We start from the raw sequence: 17,146 nt of genomic DNA, 5'->3' as shown, positions 1-17,146 counted from the left end.
GAAGCTCCAGGGGACTACGCCAGGCTCGCCAGCCGGCGGACCGAGGCCGGCTGGCCGACGATGAGCAGGCGATCGCCGCGCTGCAGCCGATCGTCGCCGGCGAGCTGCGGCAGCACCTGGCCGGCGCGGCGGACCGCGATCACCGACACGCCGTAGCGGCGCTTCAGGTCGACCTCCGTCATCGACTTGCCGATGAACTGCTCGGGCGTGGCGACCTCGACCAGGTTGGTGTTCTCGTCGAGCGCGATCTGCTCGAGGATCGTCGGGTGGGCCAGGTTGCGGGCCAGACGCTGGCCCATCTGCAGCTCCGGGTTGATGACCTCGTGCGCGCCCACGGCCAGCAGCACGCGCGCGTGCAGCTCGTTGGCCGCGCGGCTGATGATGCGCGGGATCCCGCGCTGGCGCAGCAGCGAGGTCGTGAGGATCGAAGTCTCGCGGGCGCGAGCCCCCATCGCCACCACCACGCACGACATGCGCTCGAGGCCCAGCTCGTTGAGCGCGCGCTCGTCGGTCGCGTCGGCGCAGGCGACCGCGTCGACCTCGGACTCGACCAACTGCGCCCGCTCCTCGAGCTGATCGATCGCCAGCACCGCCGCGCCCTCGCGCACCAGGCTCAGCGCGACCGCCCGTCCGAACTGCCCGAGGCCGATGACTGCGAATTCTCCGCTCATGAGGACATGTCCTTGAGTTCAGGTGACGAGGAGCCCCGGCGCTCAGCCGACCATGATCTTGGTCTCGGGGAACTGGACGTGCGCGCCGCGCGGCGTGCCGAGCGCGAGGGCGAGCGAGATCGGGCCGACGCGGCCGACGAACATCGTGATGATGATGAGCCACTTGCCCAGCGCGTTCAATTCGGCCGTGGCCCCGATCGACAGGCCGACGGTCGCCAGGGCGCTGACGGTCTCGAAGGCGGCCCGCTCGAACGGCATGTCGTGGCTGGCGAGCAGCGCGAAGGTGATGACCACCGCCACCATCGCCGCCAGGGTCATGATGGTCCCGGCGCGATAGACGATGTCGTGGGGGATCGTGCGCCCGAACAGCTGCGCCCGCGCCTGGTTGCGGATCAGCGCCGGGATCGCCGCCAGCACCACCGCCAGCGTCGTCGTCTTGATCCCGCCGCCGGTGCTGCCCGGCGAGGCGCCGATGAACATCCACACGATCATCATCAGGATCGTCGAGCGCTCGAGCGCGGAGAAGTCGACGCTGTTGAAGCCCGCCGTCCGCAGCGTCACGCTCTGGAACAGCGAGTTGATGAGCTTGTCGACCAGCGACAGCCCGTGCAGCGACGCGTCCCACTCGGCGACCGCGAACAGGACCGCGCCGACGACCACCAGGCTCAGCGACATCCACAGGACCACCCGCGCCTGCAGCGGCAGCCGCCGCGCGCCGCCGCGCGCCCGCAGCCACAGCGCCAGCAGCACCGGGAAGCCGAGCCCGCCGAGCGTGATGAGCGTGCCGTGGACCGCCTGGATCGGGCCGTCCGACTGGAACTGGATCAGGTTGTCGCTCCACAGCGCGAAGCCGGCGTTGCAGAACGCCGACACCGCGTGGAACGTCCCGCGCCACAGCGCCGCCGCGGCTTCGAAGCCGTAGCCGAAGTAGAACATCAGCGCCAACAGCAGCGCGCCCGCGGCCTCGATGAGCAGCGTCGACACGACGATGAAGCGCGTCAGCTCGTAGGCCGAGCCGGGGCTGGTCAGGTCGAGCACCTCCTCGAGCGCCTGCTCGCCGCGCAGCGCCAGGCGACCGCCGAGCAGCACCGCCGCGAACGTCGAGAGCACCATGATCCCGAGGCCGCCGAGCTGGATCAGCAGCAGGATCACGACCTGCCCGAAGTGGGAGAACGCGACCGGCGTGTCGAGCACGATCAGCCCGGTCACGCAGGTCGCGCTCATCGCCGTGAACAGCGCGTCGATGAACGCGATCGATCGCTCCGTGGCCGATGCCGCCGGGAACGTCAGCACCAGCGCCCCCGCGAACGCGATGAGCCCGAACGTCGCAAGGATCAGCAGCGCCGGCCGCGAGTAGAAGCTCTGCAGCAGATCGGCGAACACCGGCCCGCGGGCGACGATCACCAGCAGCACCACCGCCTGCAGCGCCCACAGCAGACCGATCGCGGCGCCCGGGCTGTTCAGCGCCAGCGAGATCAGCACGGCGAGCAGGGCCACCGGCACGAGCACGTAGCGTCGCCGCTGCCGCAGCAGCTCCAGCACGTACGGCGAGACCAACGCGAGGGTCGTCAGCGCGAACACGAGGCCCAGCAGATCGGGGACGAGCTCGTGCTCGACCTCGAAGCCGAACAGCGCCAACCCAGCCAGCAGCGACACCAGCAGCAGGTGCTGCGCCGCGGCTCCGTAGCGCTGCAGCCACGCGAACGAGGCCCCGCGATCGCCGACGCGTTTTGCCCGCGCGCTCGCGGTCGTGAGCGAGAACAGACTGTCGCCGATCAGCGACAGGTTCCAGACGATGAGGAAGCCGCCGATCTGGACGTCCGACGCCAGCACCGGCACGAACATCCCGACGTTGAGCGAAAGCAGCAGCGGCACCAGCACGAAGGCCCAGCGGCGCCCGCCGAGCAGACCGGCGATCACCGCGAGCGTGGTGAGCCCGACCGCGATCGCGTAGAGGTTGCCGAGGCTGAGCAGCTCGTCGACCGGCCCGAGAAAGCTGGCGCGGTGCATGTCGGCCACGATCCGCACGCCCAACACGCTGAGCAGACTCGCGCCTGCGACGCGGGCCGCCTGCAGACGGCGAGACGGACGAGGGACGGGCGCGGCGCTCATGGCGAACCCCGACGAGGCTCGCCTGCCTTTATCACCGACCTCCCCCGCGGTCCAGGCGACAACCCCGCTGGAACTTGGCCGCGTGATCCCTATACTCACCAGCACGTGTGCGCTTCGCCGCCCAAGCCCGCCGGAGCAGGACTTGCCGCCGCCCTCGCGCGCTCGCGGATGCTGAACCCGCTGGCATGGTTTGACACCAGCGCGCAGATCGAGGTGCGCCGGTTCGCCGGTCCGGCCTCGTACGTGGCCCAGCTCGCCAGCCCGCTCCGCGTCGCCCACGTCACCGACATCCACGTCGGCCGGATCACGCCGATGAAGGTCCAGCGCGCCGCGGTCGACCTCGTCAACGCCGAGCGGCCCGACCTCGTGTGCATCACCGGCGATTTCGTGTGCCACAGCCAGGCGTTCCTCGACCAGCTCGGGGAGCTCATCCGCGGCTACCAGGCCCCGGTGATGGCGGTGCTCGGCAACCACGATCACTGGTCGGGCGGCCCCGAGGTGCGCGCCGCCCTGCGCCGCGCCGGCGCCGAGGTCCTCGACAACATCCACACCACGATCACCCTGCGCGGCCAGGCGCTGCAGGTCGTCGGCCTCGACGACGCTTACACCGGCCACGCCGACGTCGAGCGCGCCACCCGGGGCCTGCGCCACGACCTCCCGACCCTCGGCCTGTCGCACATCGCCGAGGAGGCCGATCACCTGTGGACCACCGGCGTGCAGCTGGTGCTGTCCGGGCACACCCACGCCGGACAGGTCACGCTCGCTCGCCTCAACGAGCTCGCGCTCGGCCGCCTCATCGGCCACAAATACGTCCACGGCCTCTACGGCTCGCGGATCGACGAGCGCCCGCGCGGCGCGGTGTACGTCGGCGCAGGCATCGGCGCGGCCGTCGTCCCGCTGCGCCTCGGCGAACGGGCCCGCCGCGAGGTCACGATCTTCGAGCTCGGCGCGGCGCCCGGGAGCTTCGAGGAGCACCACGTCGACCAGCCCCCGCTGCCCGGCCGCCCACCGACCGAGAAGCAGCGCAACAAGCGGATCCAGCAGGTCGAGGCGAAGCGGGTCAAACGCGAGCGCAAGGCCGCCCGCACCCGCCCGCAAGGCGACGACGATGAGCGGTGAGCGCCCGGGCCCTGCCGCCCGCGGCCCGTCACAGCTCGTCACGACCGTCGCGGCCCGTTGGGTGAGCGAGCCCCCGTCCTTCACGCGCGTCGCAGCCCGCCGGGCGAGCGAGCTCCGGTCCTTCACGCGCGCCCGCCGGCGAGCGAGCGAACCCCGGGCCGTGGCTCTCGGCTGGCTGCTGGCTGCGGCGCTCGCGGCCGCCTGCGCCCCGCCCGAGCCTGCGCCGGCGCCTCCCATCACGCGTCCTTCGGAACATGTCCCCTCGAACCTGCCCGAAGGGTCCGGTCCTATCGGACATGCCCCCGAGGACATCCAAGTTCCGACCCCGACCGAGCCCTCGGCCCCGTCGGCGCCGGTGCTCGTCGACCGCCCGATCACCTACGACGAGGCCCGGGTCGCCCGCACGATCGCCTACCGCCGCGCGCACCAGGATCCCGCCGCCGACAGCGTAGCGATCGAGCCGCGCATGATCGTCCTCCACCACACCGGCGGCGGCTCGGCTGACGCCACCTGGCGCTACTTCGACCGCCCGACCATCGAGAGCGGGCGCAAGGCGATCGCCGCCGCCGGCGATCTCAACGTCTCCTCGCAGTTCCTGGTCGACCGCGACGGCACGATCTTCCGCCTCATGCCGGAGACCTCGATGGCGCGTCACTGCGTCGGACTCAACCACGTCGCCATCGGCGTCGAGAACGTCGGCGACCTCGAAGCGCACCTCCTGACCGACGCCCAGGTCGAGGCCGACGCGGCCCTGGTCCGCCACCTCAAGGCCCGCTTCCCCGCGATCACGCACTTGATCGGGCACCACGAGTACCTGGCGATGGAGGGACACCCCTACTTCGTCGAGCGCGATCCCAAGTACCGCACCCGCAAGGTCGACCCCGGGCCCGCGTTCATGGCCAGGGTCCGCGCGCGCCTGGCCGACCTCGAGCTCGAAGGCCCACCTGTCCGTTGAGCCATGCGAGCGCGAGGGCCCGCACTCGCGCCCCACGGCCCACCCGTTCGAAGAGCATGCGCCCGGCCCCTCCGCGCGCCTGGCTCGCGTCACTGGCCGACGTCCGCGCCTGGCTCGGCCCGCCGACTCGCAGCACCTACTGGCTGACGGCAGCCGCAGCGACGACTACGTCCTGGCCTCGACGATGCTCACCGCCGACAACATCCGAAGCTCGCGGCTCGCGCTGAAGTTCCGCTGAGCGGCGACCAAAGCAAAGAGCCCCTGCGGGGTCGCAGGGGCTCTTTTCTTCGGGGAGGCCTGGGCCGGAATCGAACCGGCGAATAGAGCTTTTGCAGAGCTCTGCCTTACCACTTGGCTACCAGGCCGAAGGGGCGACTTCTGTATCACGGGAAAAAACGCCTCGCAAGACCACGCAGCGCATTTTTCCGGGCCCCGTGCGGGCGGCGGCGCGAGCACCTCACGCGCGCCGCCAGCAAACCTCGATCACAGGCCGTCGAGCGGATCGTCGACGTTCTTGCTGACCGAGATCCCGCCCTTCGGCTTCTCGGACTTGGGCTCGCCGTCGCCGCTCGACTTGCTGCTGCTGCCGGACTTGCCCTTGTTCTTCTTCTGCTTGTCCTCGTTGGCGACCAACTGCGCGTCGAGGGCGGCCTGCTTGGCCAGGAGCTTCTGCCGCTCCGTCTCGTCCTGGACGTTCTTGAGCTGGTTCTCGATATCGTCCTTCTGCGACTTGAGATTGTTCTGCTCCTCGCGGAGAGAGGCCAAGTCCTTCATCAGAGCGGCCCGCGCTTCGGCCTCGGCGTCATCCTTCTTCTTCTGCTCGATCGCCGCGATACGCTGGGCCTCTTCCTGGCGCTCCATGTAGTCGTAGATCCAGTACACGCCACCGACCAGAGCGAGGAAGAGGAGCCCGGCGATGCCGTACAGCCACATCGGGCGGGCCTTCTTCTCGGCCAGCTTGACCTGCGCGTCGAGGCGCATCTGCTCTTCCTTGAGGCGGGCCTCCTGCTCGGCGCGGGCGCGCAGGTCGGCCTCTTGCAGCCGCAGGCGCTCCTCTCGCTCACGGGCCTCGCGCTCCGCCGTCTCCTTGGCGATCCGCTCCGCCTCTTCGCGAGCCTTGCGCTCGGCGATCTCACGCGCCTTGCGCTCGGCCTCTTCACGGGCGCGACGCTCGGCGTCTTCCTTGGCGCGCCGTTCGCTCTCGACCTCGGCCACGCGATTGGCCTCGAGGTTCTTGAGCTCACTGAGGGCGATGAGGGCGGAGTTCTCGGTGTTCGACATGGCGAGCGGTGCTCCTGGAATTCGGGGCCCGTGGAGGGCCGGGAAGGCGGTCCGACGCGAGCGACCGAGGGACAGGTCTCGGCCGGCGCCGCGGAGAACTTCAGGTTGCCGCAAATCAGCCGCCCTGCCTAGTCCCTCGTGTCGGCGCGCTCACAGCGGCGCCGTGCGGCCGGCCACGCGCTGCAGCGACGAACTCGCGCGGGCGACGACCGACCAAAACGCGACGGGGCCGCCCCGAAGGACGACCCCGCCTGACTGCGAGTCGGTGCGTGTGCCGAACTCAGAAGCTCACGGACACCTGCGTGCCGATCTGCTCCTTCTGGACCTTCTTGAAGGTCGCCTTCTTGAGCTCCGCAGCCACGCAGTTGGCGAGGCCGTCGTTGCCCGCGGCGTCGACCACCGTCGAGCTCAGCACCGTGCCCGACGGGCCGCTGATCGACAGCTTGATCGAGACCTTCTCGCCGCCCTTGGCATTCTTGGCGCAGTTGGACTTGGCGTTGGCCTTGACCGGGTTGACGCCCGCCTGGATGTCGGAGAGCTCGAGCTTCTCCGGCATGCTCGCGTCCGACGGCGGCTTGGAGCCGCTGTCGCCGCTGCCGCCGCCCTTCTTGCCGCACTTGGAAGGATCGAGGATGCAGTCGACGCTGTAGTCCTCTTTCTTGTCTTCCTTCTTGTCTTCCTTCTTCGGCTCGGGCTTGGAGTCGACGGCGGCCGACTTGCCGTCCGTCTTCTCGCCCTTCTTGTCGGTCTTCTTCGGGGTGGTCTTGGCGACCGTGCCCTTCTTGTCGTCCGGGTTGGCGGGCGGCGTGTCGGCGGCGCCGGTCTCGTCCGCCTCCTCGTCCTCTTCCTTCTTCTTCTTCTTGGGCTTGTCGCCGTCGTCCTCGTCGCTGGGCGTCGCCTTGACCTCGACCGGCTTGATGACCTCGACGATCTTCGTCTCGGCCGTCGGCGGTGGCCGGGTGAGGATGTACCAAGCCATGCCGCCCATGCCGAGCAGCAGGATGGCCATCAGCGCGTAGAGCGGCGCGTTGGACCGCTGCGGCTCGGGAGCCGCCACGTGCTCGACGACCGGCTGCGCCGGCGTCACGAGCAGCGGCGCGGCCGAGAGGCCGCCGAAGCCGGTGCCGCCGAAGCTCGGCAGCATCGAGTCGTCACGACCCTCTTCGCCGCCGCCGCCACCGCCGCCACCGCCGCCACCGCCGCCCATCATGCCGCTCATGGCACGGATGTCGATGAGGCCAGAGCCCTCGCTGTTGCCGGTCGGCGAGGCCGCCGGAGCGCCACCGCCACCGCCGCCACCGCCGCCGAGCGAGAACGACGGGCCGCTGGGAGCAGGCGCGCCGCCTCCGCCTTGCTTGCTGCCCATCGCGATCGACGACAGGCTGTCGAGCGAGAAGAGCACGGAGTTCTCGTTGCGCGCGCCGGTCAACGAGGACACGCGCGGGTCGGCGCCGCCAGCAGCCGGCGAGGCCGACGCCTTCGGGCCGCTGGACGCAGCCGCGGGCGTCGCCGCGACGGCCGGCCGCGCGGGCTCGGGCGAGCTGTAGCTCGCCGGGCTCGGGGTCGACGCCGGCGCGCTGTAGTCGTCGTCGCTGCCGCCCGCGAACGGATCCGGCGCGGAGCTGTGGCTGGGCGCCGCGGCGGCCAGATCGGAGAACGCGCTCACTTCACCGAGCGGCAACCAGTCCTCGAAGCCCTCCTGCCAGACCGACGTGTCCTTGTCGATCTCGCCGGCTGCGAAGCGATCGCGGACCTCGGCCTCGCTGATCGGCCCCACGGTCTCGCCACCGATCGCCAGGTGCCAGCCCGGCTCGTCGGCTGGCGCATCACCCCCGTCGTCTGCGCCGCCCGCCTTGTCGCGGACGATGATGACGTTGCTGCACTTCTTGCAGCGGATCTTGAAGGTCTTGCCGCGGACCTTGTCGTCCGCAATGGAGTATTTGGCTCCGCACTTATCGCATTCGATCTTCATGAGCGTGATTCCTGGGAGTCGCTCGCCAAGGCGCGACGGCGTCCTGCAGAACTGACAACGTCCGCGAGGGCGCCAGTATAGGAAATGCGGCTGGTAGGTACAACCAGACGGAGAAAACAGCCGACGGCCGCAGCAGGCGTCGCCTGGAGCCGCCGCGAGCCGGTAAAGGGCCGACGCGAGCTCGGACCCACGCCACCGGACATCTGCCCAGTAGCCCCGCAACGGCCGTCAGCGCGGGTTTGCACGCCACCCGCGTCAAATGCGCTGCGCCGGCGCCCGTTCATGGAGCGAGCGCGAGGCAGTTGCGGTGCCGGCGCGACCTTCGAGTCGTCACGCCGCGGCGTTGCGGGCCCGAAGAAGGGCTGGCGCGCTGCAGGGTCGTGACGGGGGATCACGGGCAACGGGCTCAAAACGGGTCCCGCAGCAGAATGGTCTGCTCTCGATCGGGACCGAGCGAGACCAGGGTGATGGGGACGCCGACCTCGTCTGCGATCAGGTCGAGGTAGGCGCGCACGGCGGCAGGGAGATCTTCGAGGCGGCGCGCGGCCAAGATTTGTCCGTGCAGCGAGGGATCGCCCCAGCCCGGCGCCGGGCTGAGCACGGGCACGACCTCGTCGAGCTCGACGTCGCCGGGCATCGCCCCGTCGGCGTAGGCGCGGCAGACGTGGACTTCGGGCAGCGCCGCGAGCACGTCGAGCTTGGTGATGCACAGGCCGGTGAGGCCGTTGAGGCGGGCCGCGTAGCGCAGCGCCGGCAGGTCGAGCCAGCCGCAGTCGCGCGGGCGGCCCGTGGTCGCGCCGAACTCGTCGCCGGCGCGGCGCAGCTGATCGCCGAGCGCCCCCTCGAGCTTGGACGGGAACGGGCCGGAGCCGACGCGCGTGGCGTAGGCCTTGCTGATGCCCCAGACCCCGTCGATCGCCGTCGGACCGACGCCGATGCCCGAGCACACGCCGCCCGCCAGCGTCGTCGACGAGGTGACGAACGGATACGTGCCGTGATCGAGATCGAGGAGGGCCCCCTGCGCGCCCTCGAAGAGCACGCGCTTGCCGGCGCGGATGGCCGTGTCGACCAGCTCGCCGGCGTCGCACACCTTGTCGGCCAGCCACGCCGACCACGCCTCGGCGCGGGCCAGCTCCGCCGCGACGTCGACCCGTTCGCTGGATCCCAGGCGGGCGATCTCGGCGTCGACGACCTCCTTCGCCAGCTCGAGCCGGGCTCGCAGCCGCTCGGGGCGGAACAGGTCGCGCACCCGCACCCCGCGGCGCCCCGCCTTGGCCTCGTACGCCGGGCCGATGCCACGGCGCGTCGTGCCGATCTTGGCCGCCTGGGCCCTATCCTCGCGCAGCCCGTCGAGCAGCCGATGATGCGGGAAGATCACGTGGGCGTCGCGCGACACCCGGAGCTCGTCGCCTTGCAGCATCCCGGCCGACTGCAGCTCCTCGACCTCGGCGCGGAACACCTCGACGTCGATCACCATCCCCGCACCGAGCACGCACGGCGTCCCCGGATACGCGCAGCCCGACGGCACCAGGTGCGTCACCAGCTTGCGCCCGCCGATCACGAGCGTGTGCCCGGCGTTGTTGCCCCCGGCGTAGCGCGCCACCAGCTGCGCCTGGCTGGCCAGGTAGTCGACCACCTTGCCCTTGCCTTCGTCGCCCCACTGAGCGCCGACCACGATCAGCGTCGTCATGCTCCGCTCTCCTCCGCCCGGCGCCACGCGCCCGGCTGTCTTTGCGACCAGATCTCGGCCCGCTCGTCGGCGCCGAAGTACACCAGCGCGTCCGCCTCCGCGGCCGCGGCCTGAGCTGTCTCGAGGGACAGCCCCACCTGGACCCATGCGCGCCGCCCGGCGGCCCGTTCGACCCCCGCGCGCCCCGCCGCCAGCGCTCGCGCCCGCGGCTCTCGACTCTGGATCGCGATCATCACCCCGCCCGCCCGGGTCGCCGTGGTCACCGCATCGGCGTCGAGCGAGGCCTCGAGCGCGTCGAGCTCGACCGCGAAGCCCGCCCCGCCGGCGTAGCGCCCGCCGACCACCAGCGGCCGCGCCGAGCCCGGAGCCCAGGCGCGCAGCCGCAGCCCGGTGTAGTAGTCGAAGCCGCGCACCTCGCCGAGGTCGACCACGAGGCGCGCGTGCAGCTCCGGCGCGCGCGCCTCCACCACCGCGAGCGTCGCCTCGAGCCGCGCCAGCCGCTCGGCCAGCCACGGCCAGCGCGCGCGGATGTCCGCGGGGACATGTCCCAAAATACCTGGCGCTCCGAACAGCTCACAGAGCAGCCCGAGCCAGCGCCGCGGCGCCTCGCCCAGCGCCAGCCCGGCGGCGAAGCGCGCCACTCCGCCGGCGTCCTTGCGCGCCAGCAGCCCGTGCAGCGCTTCCACGTCGCAGCTCGGCAGGCGCTCGAACACCCCGCGGGCGATGCCGACGTCGGCGACCTCGATCGTGGCCGCCGTCACGCCTGCGGCCCGCAGCGCCTCGTCGGCCAGCAGGATCAGCTCGGCGTCGGCCTCGGGCGCGTCGTCGCCGAGCAGCTCGACCCCGACCTGGTGGCGCTCGGCCTGCTCACGTGTCCCTTCGGACAGGCGGACGACGTCGGCCGCGTAGCACAGGCGCACCGCCTCGCCGGCCGCCAGCCGCTCGCGCAGCTGCTGCTCGGCGAGGCGGGCGATCTGCGGCGTGATGTCGGAGCGCAGCGTCACGAGTTCGCCCGAGCCGGCCTCGATGAAGCGGACGCAGCGCTGCCGCTCGCGCTCGGCCAGCCAGCGGCCGAACACCGCGAAGTACTCGATCGCCGGCGTCACCACCGGGTCATAGCCCCAGCGGTCGAACCCGGCCAGCAGCGCCTCGGTCAGCGCGCGCCGGCGCCGGGCGGCGCCGGGCAGCAGGTCACGGGCGCCGCGCGGCAGCACCGCGAGGGCGCCCTCGGGCAGCCCTGCGCTCAAAGGCCCGCCTTGAGATCGTGGAACACCAGGCCGGTCGGGATCTTCGGATAGAAGAAGGTGCTCTTCTGCGGCATCACTTCGCCGCTGTCGCACACCGCCCGCACGTCGCGGACCGGGGTCGGGTTCATGAAGCACACCAGCTGCACGTCGCCGCCGCCGTCACGCGCCACCGCCAGCGCCTCGTCGGTCGACTTGTAGTAGCGGATGTTGGTGTTCTGCGCCTGGGCCTCGCGCGTGACGCCGAACCCGCGGTCGAGGATGAGCTCGTGCAGCAGCGCGACGTCGAGGCGCTGCAGCGCCGGCGCCAGGTGCTGCAGGCCGGCCACCGCGGGGTCGAAGTCGGGCCGCAGCGACAGCACCACCAGCTCGCCGCTGGCCGGCGCCGCCAGCCCAAACGCCGCGCCCTGGGCCCCCGCCTCGGCCAGGCGCGCGCGCACGGCCGGGCCGCTGGCGGGCAGCGGCTCGCGGGTGATGGTGAAGAACGGCTCGACCTGCGCCAGCGCGGCCGCGAGGTCGAGCCCGGGCACGCTGTGGATCAGGCGGTGCGTCGGCAGCACGACGAGGCCCGGGTCGTCGAGGTTCGACAGGAAGATGAGGCCCCAGCGCGCCACCTCGCCCTTGCCCGCGGCCGCGAGCTCGTCGCGGAAGCTGCACATCGTCTCATAGCGATGGTGACCGTCGGCGATGTAGATCTGCTTGTCCTCGAGGACGGAGCTGAGCGCGGCGGTGGCCGCCGGATCGTCGACGCGATAGAGCGTGTGGTGGGTGCCGTCGAAATCGCACTCGAGCACCGCGTCGCCGAGCGCCCGCGTGGTCGCGGCCTCCCACGCGCGACCTGGATCGGAGAACATGCCGAACACCAGCTCGAGGTGGGCCTCGCACGCGCGCATCAACTTGAGGCGGTCGGCCTTCGGGCCCGAGAGCGTGCGCTCGTGCGCGAGCACCGGGCCGGCGCCGAAGCGGGTCAGCTCGATCAGGCCGATGAAGCCCTTGCGGGTGTACTGCTGACCCTCGGACGTGAACGTCTGGTGGTACACGTAGAAGCTCGGGCTGGCGTCGCGCACCAGCGCCTCGGCCTCGAGCGCCGCGAACTGCCGCGCGCCCTCGGCGTACTTCGCGTCCCCTTCCCCTTCGGGCAGGATCGTGTGGATGCAGTTGTGTGGCGAGCGTGCGCCGATCCGGGTCCGGCCGGCTGCGTCGACGACGTCGTACGGGGGCGCGAGCAGAAGACCGGCGTCGCCGAGGCGGGGGAGGTCGTAACGGAAGCCGCGGAGCGGGCGGACGTGTGCCATTGCCGGGCGTATACCACGCTTCCTCCGCGCGGCGTGGCCGACCCCTGCCCGCGCGGACGGGCCCGCCTCAATCGCCGCGACGGGTGAGCGCTCGCACGCCGATATCACGGCGGTACTGGCCGCCCTCGACCTCGATGGCGGCCAGCGCCGCGTAGGCGCGCTCGATGGCCGCCCGCAGATCGTCGCCGCGAGCGCAGACCCCCAGCACCCGCCCGCCGCGGGTCTCCCAGCCGTGCGCGCCGCGACGCGTGCCGGCGTGGAACACCTTGACGTCGGCGAGCCCTGCGGCGGCCTCGAGCCCGCGGAGCGCCGCGCCCGGCCGGGTCTCGCCGGGATAGTTCGCCGCGGCGACCACCACGCTGGCGGCCGGTGCGGCCGCGTAGGTCCGCGGCGTCAACTCGCCGCGGGCGGCCGCCAGCAGGTCGGCGACGATCGGCGTCTGCAGCCCGAACAGCACCGGCTGCGCCTCCGGATCGCCGAAGCGGCAGTTGTACTCGATCACCTTCGGAGTGCCGTCCGGCGCGATCATCAGGCCGACGAACAGCACGCCGACGAACGTCCGTCCCTCCGCGCGCAGCCCGGCCAGCGTCGGCGCCACGATCTCCTGCTCCGCCCGCCGCAGCACCGCCGCGTCGCACACCGGCGCCGGGCAGTAAGCGCCCATCCCGCCCGTGTTCGGCCCCTGGTCGCCGTCGCGCAGGCGCTTGTGGTCCTGCGCCGGCGGCAGGAGGCTCCAGCGCTCGCCGTCGGTCAGCACGAACAGCGACGCCTCCTCGCCGTGCAGCCGCTCCTCGAGCACCACCGTCGCCCCGGCGTCGCCGAAGACATGTCCTTCGAGACAGGAACGAACGGCCAGCTCCGCCTCCTCGAAGCTCTCGGGCACGACCACGCCCTTGCCCGCCGCCAGGCCGCTGGCCTTGATCACCGGCGGGCTGGCGAACGATCGCACCGCCGCCAGCGCCTCGTCGAGCCTGGTGGCCGTGACGTGCTTGGCCGTCGGGATCGCGTGGCGGGCCATGAACGCCTTGGCCACCGCCTTGCTGCCCTCGAGCTCCGCGGCCGCCGCCGACGGCCCGAACACCGCGTGTCCGGCCGCGCGCAGGCGGTCGGCCAGCCCGTCGACCAGCGGCTGCTCGGGCCCGACGATCACCAGGTCCGGGCCCAGCGCGTCGGCCAGCGCGACCAGGCCGGCGAGGTCGCCGACGCCGACGGCGTGGCAGGTCGCGTCCTCGGCGATGCCGTCGCTGCCCGGCGCGGCGTGGGCCTCATGGCCCTCGATCCGGCAGCGCCACGCCAGCGCGTGCTCGCGGCCGCCGCCGCCGACGATCAGGACCTTCAAGCTGCTCTTCGGGACATGCACGATCGCACCTGTCCTTTCGGACCTGTTTGGAGAGATAGTCGCGGCCTCAGTGCCGGAAGTGCCGCTGACCGGTGAACACCATCGCCACGCCGTGCTCGTCGGCCGCGGTCACGACCTCCTCGTCGCGGACCGAGCCGCCGGGCTGGACGATCGCCGTGACCCCGGCCGCGGCCGCCGCGTCGACCCCGTCGCGGAACGGGAAGAACGCGTCGGAGGCGAGCACCGCCCCCTGCGCGCGCGCCCCCGCGCGGGCCGTCGCTTGCCTGGCCGCCTCGACGCGCGAGGTCTGCCCGCCGCCGATGCCGACCGTCGCGCCGTCCTTGCACAGCACGATCGCGTTGGAGCGGACCGCCTTGCCGACGATCTGCGCCAGCTCGAGGTCCCGCAGCTCCGCGGCCGTCGGCGCGCGGCGGGTCGTCACCCGGCCCTGCGCCGCCGCGACCGACACCGCGTCCTCGCGCTGGGCCAGCAGGCCGCCGGCGATCGAGCGCAGGCGCAGCGCCGGCTGGCTCTCGGGACCTGTCCCGACGAACATGTCCTCGAGGCTGAGCAGGCGCAGGTTCTTCTTGGCGGCCAGCAGCGCCAGCGCCTCGGGGGTGAACGACGGCGCGATCACGACCTCGAGGAAGGTCTCGGCCAGGCGCTCGGCGACGGCGCGATCGACCGGGCCGGACAGCGCCACGATCCCGCCGAAGGCGCTCTCGGCGTCGGCCTCGCGGGCGCGCACGTACACGTCGGCCAGCGTCTCGTCGCCGCGGGCGATCGCCGCGCCGCAGGGCGACACGTGCTTGATGACGGCCGCCGCCGGGCCCAGGCGGCTGAGGTCGCGGCACAGGCCGAGCGCCGCGTCGGCGTCGAGCAGGTTGTTGTACGAGAGCGCCTTGCCCTGGTGCTGGACGGCTCGGTGGAGCCCCGCCGGCTCGCCGGCCGCCTGCTCGGTGGCGTAGAAGCGGGCCGGCTGGTGCGGGTTCTCGCCGTAGCGCAGCTCGCCCTGGGCGGCGCCGGCGACGAGCAGCTGCTCGGGCAGCGCATCTGTCTCGAGGGACAGGCCGCCGTCGTCGAAGCGCGCCAGGTAGCCGGCGATCGCCGCGTCGTAGGCGGCCGTGTGCGCGTAGGCCTTGCGCATCAGCGACCGCCGCAGGCTCTCGGGCAGCGCGCCGCCGTGCTCGCGCAGCGCCGCGCCGACGCGCGCGTAGTCGGCCGGGTCGACGATCACCGCCACCCGCTGCCAGTTCTTGGCCGCCGCGCGCACCATCGCCGGGCCGCCGATGTCGATGTTCTCGACCGCGTCCTCGAAGCTGCTGCCGGGCTTCGCCACCACCTGGCGGAACGGATAGAGGTTGACGACCACGAGGTCGATCGGGGCGATGCCATGGAGCCGCAGCTCGGCCTCGTGCGCCGGCGTCGGCAGGGCCAGGATGCCGCCGTGGATCTTCGGGTGCAGCGTCTTGACGCGCCCGCCGAGGATCTCGGGCGCACCGGTGTACTCGCTCACCTTGACGACCGCGACGCCGAGCGCTTCGAGCGACTTGAACGTGCCTCCGGTCGACAGCACCTCGACCTGGGCGTCGATGAGGATCTGCGCCAGGACCTCGAGGTGGGTCTTGTCGCTGACGCTGACGAGGGCGCGACGGATCGGCGTGGGCGCGGTCATGCGCGCCCGCGGTACCACCCGCGCGGCGGCCCGGTCAACCCTCTTCGCGGGCCAGATACGACAGGAGATCCTCGCCGCCCGCTTCCTTCAGCTTGAGCAGGCCGCGGACCTCGACCTGACGGATGCGCTCGCGCGTCAGGTTGAGGATCTCACCGACCTCTTCCAGCGTGATCCCGCCGGTCTGGGCGACGTCGAGGGCGCACGAGTGCTGTAGCTCCCACACCTCGAGGTCGGGGAAGTTGATCTTGATACTGCCGGTCGCCGGGTTCACGTCGATGTAGAGGTGATGCTTGCAGCTCACGTACGGGCACGGGCGGGACACGTTGGCACACTCGCCGCGGGCCTTGGGCCGCCAATAGCTGCGCTCGGGGTACAGCAGCGCGCCGATCCGCAGCTCTTCTTTGGTGAGCCGCTTCATCGCGATCGTCTTGGCGCGGGCGCGCCGCACGATCGGCGGCGGGCCGTCGCCATCGTCGCCGGCGTCAGCGTCGCCGGCTTCTTCGCCGGCGTCGCTCGCGACTTCTTGGTCGGTGTCGTGGTCGCGGACCTCGTCGAGGTCGCTGTCGCGATCGAGGTCGCTGCCGGTGGCGAAAGAGTCGTGCTTCAACATGATGATCCCCTGGCGGCGCGCGCGAAGCGGCGCCGGTATACCCAATGCGCGGAGGTGAGCGGAACGAACGAACAGGTCTAAAAGGACAGGTCTAAAAGGACAGTCACAGAAGTTCAGTCGGACTCGCGGCCCCACCGCCCCGCGGACGGACAGCGCCGCCGCCGGCGATGAGCAGCTTCTCGAGGCGGTAGACGCCGGACAGCAGCGAGTCAGCGGCCGAGCGGAGCGAGCGGAGCTCGCCGTAGAGGCTCTCGCGCCGCGGCGACGGATCCTCGGCGTCGATCTTCGCGGCGAAGGCGGACAGCAGCTCCTCGAGCGCCTCGTCGAGGATCTCGATGCTGTCCTTGAAGGTGAGGAACTTGGCCTGGATCTCCTCGATCGTGTAGCGCTCCGCCATCAGCTTCTTGATGGTGTTGATGCGCCGCACCGCGCGGATCGGGTACACGCCGTGCGAGCCGAGGTGCTTGCCCTTGTGGCCGACTCGCCGCGAGCGCGGCACGAGGCCGAGCTGCACGTAGCGGCGCAGGTTGGCCTCGCTGAACTTGACGTCGGCGTCCTCGAAGGCCGCGACGAGCTGCTGCGACGACAGCCCCTCGGGGCTGGTCACTTCGATGTCGCGGATCTGGGCTTCGGTGAGCGAGGTCGGCATGGCGGCGTGCGGCGGAGAGAGTCGCGGTCGGGAGCGCGTGGGCTGCAGAACCCGGGCGGAGAGGCTTCACAAGGTAGCGGAGGAGCGATCCAAGCCGTGTAGTTCCTTTGGCGCGATCAGGTTGGCTTGTGGGTCCGCAATATAATCTACTGAGTAGATCACTAGAAGCACTTTCACGCGAGACCGGCAAGTTTCGGTCGCCTCGCATTCTGCGAGAACGTTCAGTACCCCCCTGCCCAAGCATTCAGTTCACGCGCCGTACGAGCAGCTGTCGCGGCCGCGAGTCTCGAAGCGCAAGCATCAGCCTCAGCCGGTGCAGCACCACGGAGACGCGAGATCTCGCAGCCGTGGCGCGAGGGCCGATCGCCGCGTCGATCTACTCAAGAGATCGGAGCGCTGCACGCTCGTATGCTCGACGTGCAGATCTCCATCGGCCGAGATCTCGCAGCCACGCCTGACCTTCGAGCCAGGCGCAGCGGACGCGCGCAGCCGCGCAGTCGCCCGATCGCTTCAAGCGATTCACCCGTATAAGCC

General features: G+C 71.6%; 13 protein-coding genes and 1 tRNA gene. 2 read left to right on the top strand and 12 right to left on the bottom strand.

Annotated elements, in window-relative coordinates; genetic code table 11:
• Positions 1–14 precede the first annotated feature (14 nt).
• Entirely contained in the window at positions 15–671 is a 657-nt protein-coding gene (locus POL25_RS22285) for a potassium channel family protein (RefSeq protein ID WP_272088153.1), read from the bottom strand.
• Between the two features lie 42 nt (positions 672–713).
• Positions 714–2,681 (bottom strand): TrkH family potassium uptake protein, encoded by a 1,968-nt coding sequence (locus tag POL25_RS22280; RefSeq protein ID WP_272088152.1) that lies wholly within the window; start codon positions 2,679–2,681, stop codon positions 714–716.
• Between the two features lie 207 nt (positions 2,682–2,888).
• Between POL25_RS22280 and POL25_RS22275 the strand changes: the two genes are divergently transcribed.
• Together POL25_RS22275 and POL25_RS44465 are read left to right on the top strand one after the other, a co-directional pair.
• Positions 2,889–3,902, top strand: coding sequence for a metallophosphoesterase (locus tag POL25_RS22275; protein WP_272088151.1), 1,014 nt, complete (start codon positions 2,889–2,891; stop codon positions 3,900–3,902).
• A 160-nt stretch (positions 3,903–4,062) separates the two neighbouring features.
• Positions 4,063–4,857 (top strand): N-acetylmuramoyl-L-alanine amidase, encoded by a 795-nt coding sequence (locus tag POL25_RS44465; protein WP_272088150.1) that lies wholly within the window; start codon positions 4,063–4,065, stop codon positions 4,855–4,857.
• Positions 4,858–5,150: 293 nt separating this feature from the next.
• Here the strand turns inward: POL25_RS44465 and POL25_RS22265 are convergent.
• From POL25_RS22265 to POL25_RS22220, 10 genes are all read right to left on the bottom strand, one after another.
• Positions 5,151–5,222, bottom strand: a tRNA-Cys gene (locus POL25_RS22265).
• Between the two features lie 118 nt (positions 5,223–5,340).
• Positions 5,341–6,138 carry a hypothetical protein gene (locus POL25_RS22260; RefSeq protein ID WP_272088149.1) on the bottom strand — a complete coding sequence of 266 codons (798 nt, stop codon included), beginning with the start codon at positions 6,136–6,138 and terminating at the stop codon, positions 5,341–5,343.
• 280 nt (positions 6,139–6,418) lie between these two features.
• Positions 6,419–8,110, bottom strand: a complete 1,692-nt coding sequence (locus tag POL25_RS22255) for a GYF domain-containing protein (protein WP_272088148.1) — start codon at positions 8,108–8,110, stop codon at positions 6,419–6,421.
• Between the two features lie 406 nt (positions 8,111–8,516).
• Positions 8,517–9,800 (bottom strand): adenylosuccinate synthase, encoded by a 1,284-nt coding sequence (locus tag POL25_RS22250; protein ID WP_272088147.1) that lies wholly within the window; start codon positions 9,798–9,800, stop codon positions 8,517–8,519.
• A complete protein-coding gene (locus POL25_RS22245; RefSeq protein WP_272088146.1) occupies positions 9,797–11,047 on the bottom strand; it encodes an ATP phosphoribosyltransferase regulatory subunit in 1,251 nt (416 codons plus the stop codon). The genes POL25_RS22250 and POL25_RS22245 overlap by 4 nt, the downstream gene beginning before the upstream one ends.
• Positions 11,044–12,339: a DUF1015 domain-containing protein gene (locus tag POL25_RS22240; RefSeq protein ID WP_272088145.1), complete on the bottom strand. Its 1,296-nt coding sequence runs from the start codon at positions 12,337–12,339 to the stop codon at positions 11,044–11,046. Before POL25_RS22240 ends, POL25_RS22245 begins: the two co-directional genes overlap by 4 nt.
• A gap of 67 nt (positions 12,340–12,406) precedes the next feature.
• A complete protein-coding gene (purD, locus tag POL25_RS22235; RefSeq protein WP_276594313.1) occupies positions 12,407–13,678 on the bottom strand; it encodes a phosphoribosylamine--glycine ligase in 1,272 nt (423 codons plus the stop codon).
• Between the two features lie 67 nt (positions 13,679–13,745).
• Positions 13,746–15,353: a bifunctional phosphoribosylaminoimidazolecarboxamide formyltransferase/IMP cyclohydrolase gene (purH, locus tag POL25_RS22230; protein ID WP_272088143.1), complete on the bottom strand. Its 1,608-nt coding sequence runs from the start codon at positions 15,351–15,353 to the stop codon at positions 13,746–13,748.
• A 34-nt stretch (positions 15,354–15,387) separates the two neighbouring features.
• Positions 15,388–15,963 (bottom strand): sigma factor-like helix-turn-helix DNA-binding protein, encoded by a 576-nt coding sequence (locus POL25_RS22225; RefSeq protein ID WP_272088142.1) that lies wholly within the window; start codon positions 15,961–15,963, stop codon positions 15,388–15,390.
• A gap of 103 nt (positions 15,964–16,066) precedes the next feature.
• The gene (locus tag POL25_RS22220) at positions 16,067–16,612 is read right to left on the bottom strand and encodes a MerR family transcriptional regulator (RefSeq protein WP_272088141.1); all 546 of its coding nucleotides are present in this window, start codon (positions 16,610–16,612) and stop codon (positions 16,067–16,069) included.
• Positions 16,613–17,146 lie beyond the last annotated feature (534 nt).

Origin of the sequence: Nannocystis bainbridge (assembly GCF_028368995.1) — a bacterium.
Taxonomy (GTDB): Bacteria; Myxococcota_A; Polyangia; order Nannocystales; family Nannocystaceae; genus Nannocystis; species Nannocystis bainbridge.
This window is presented reverse-complemented; position numbering and strand designations above follow the sequence as displayed.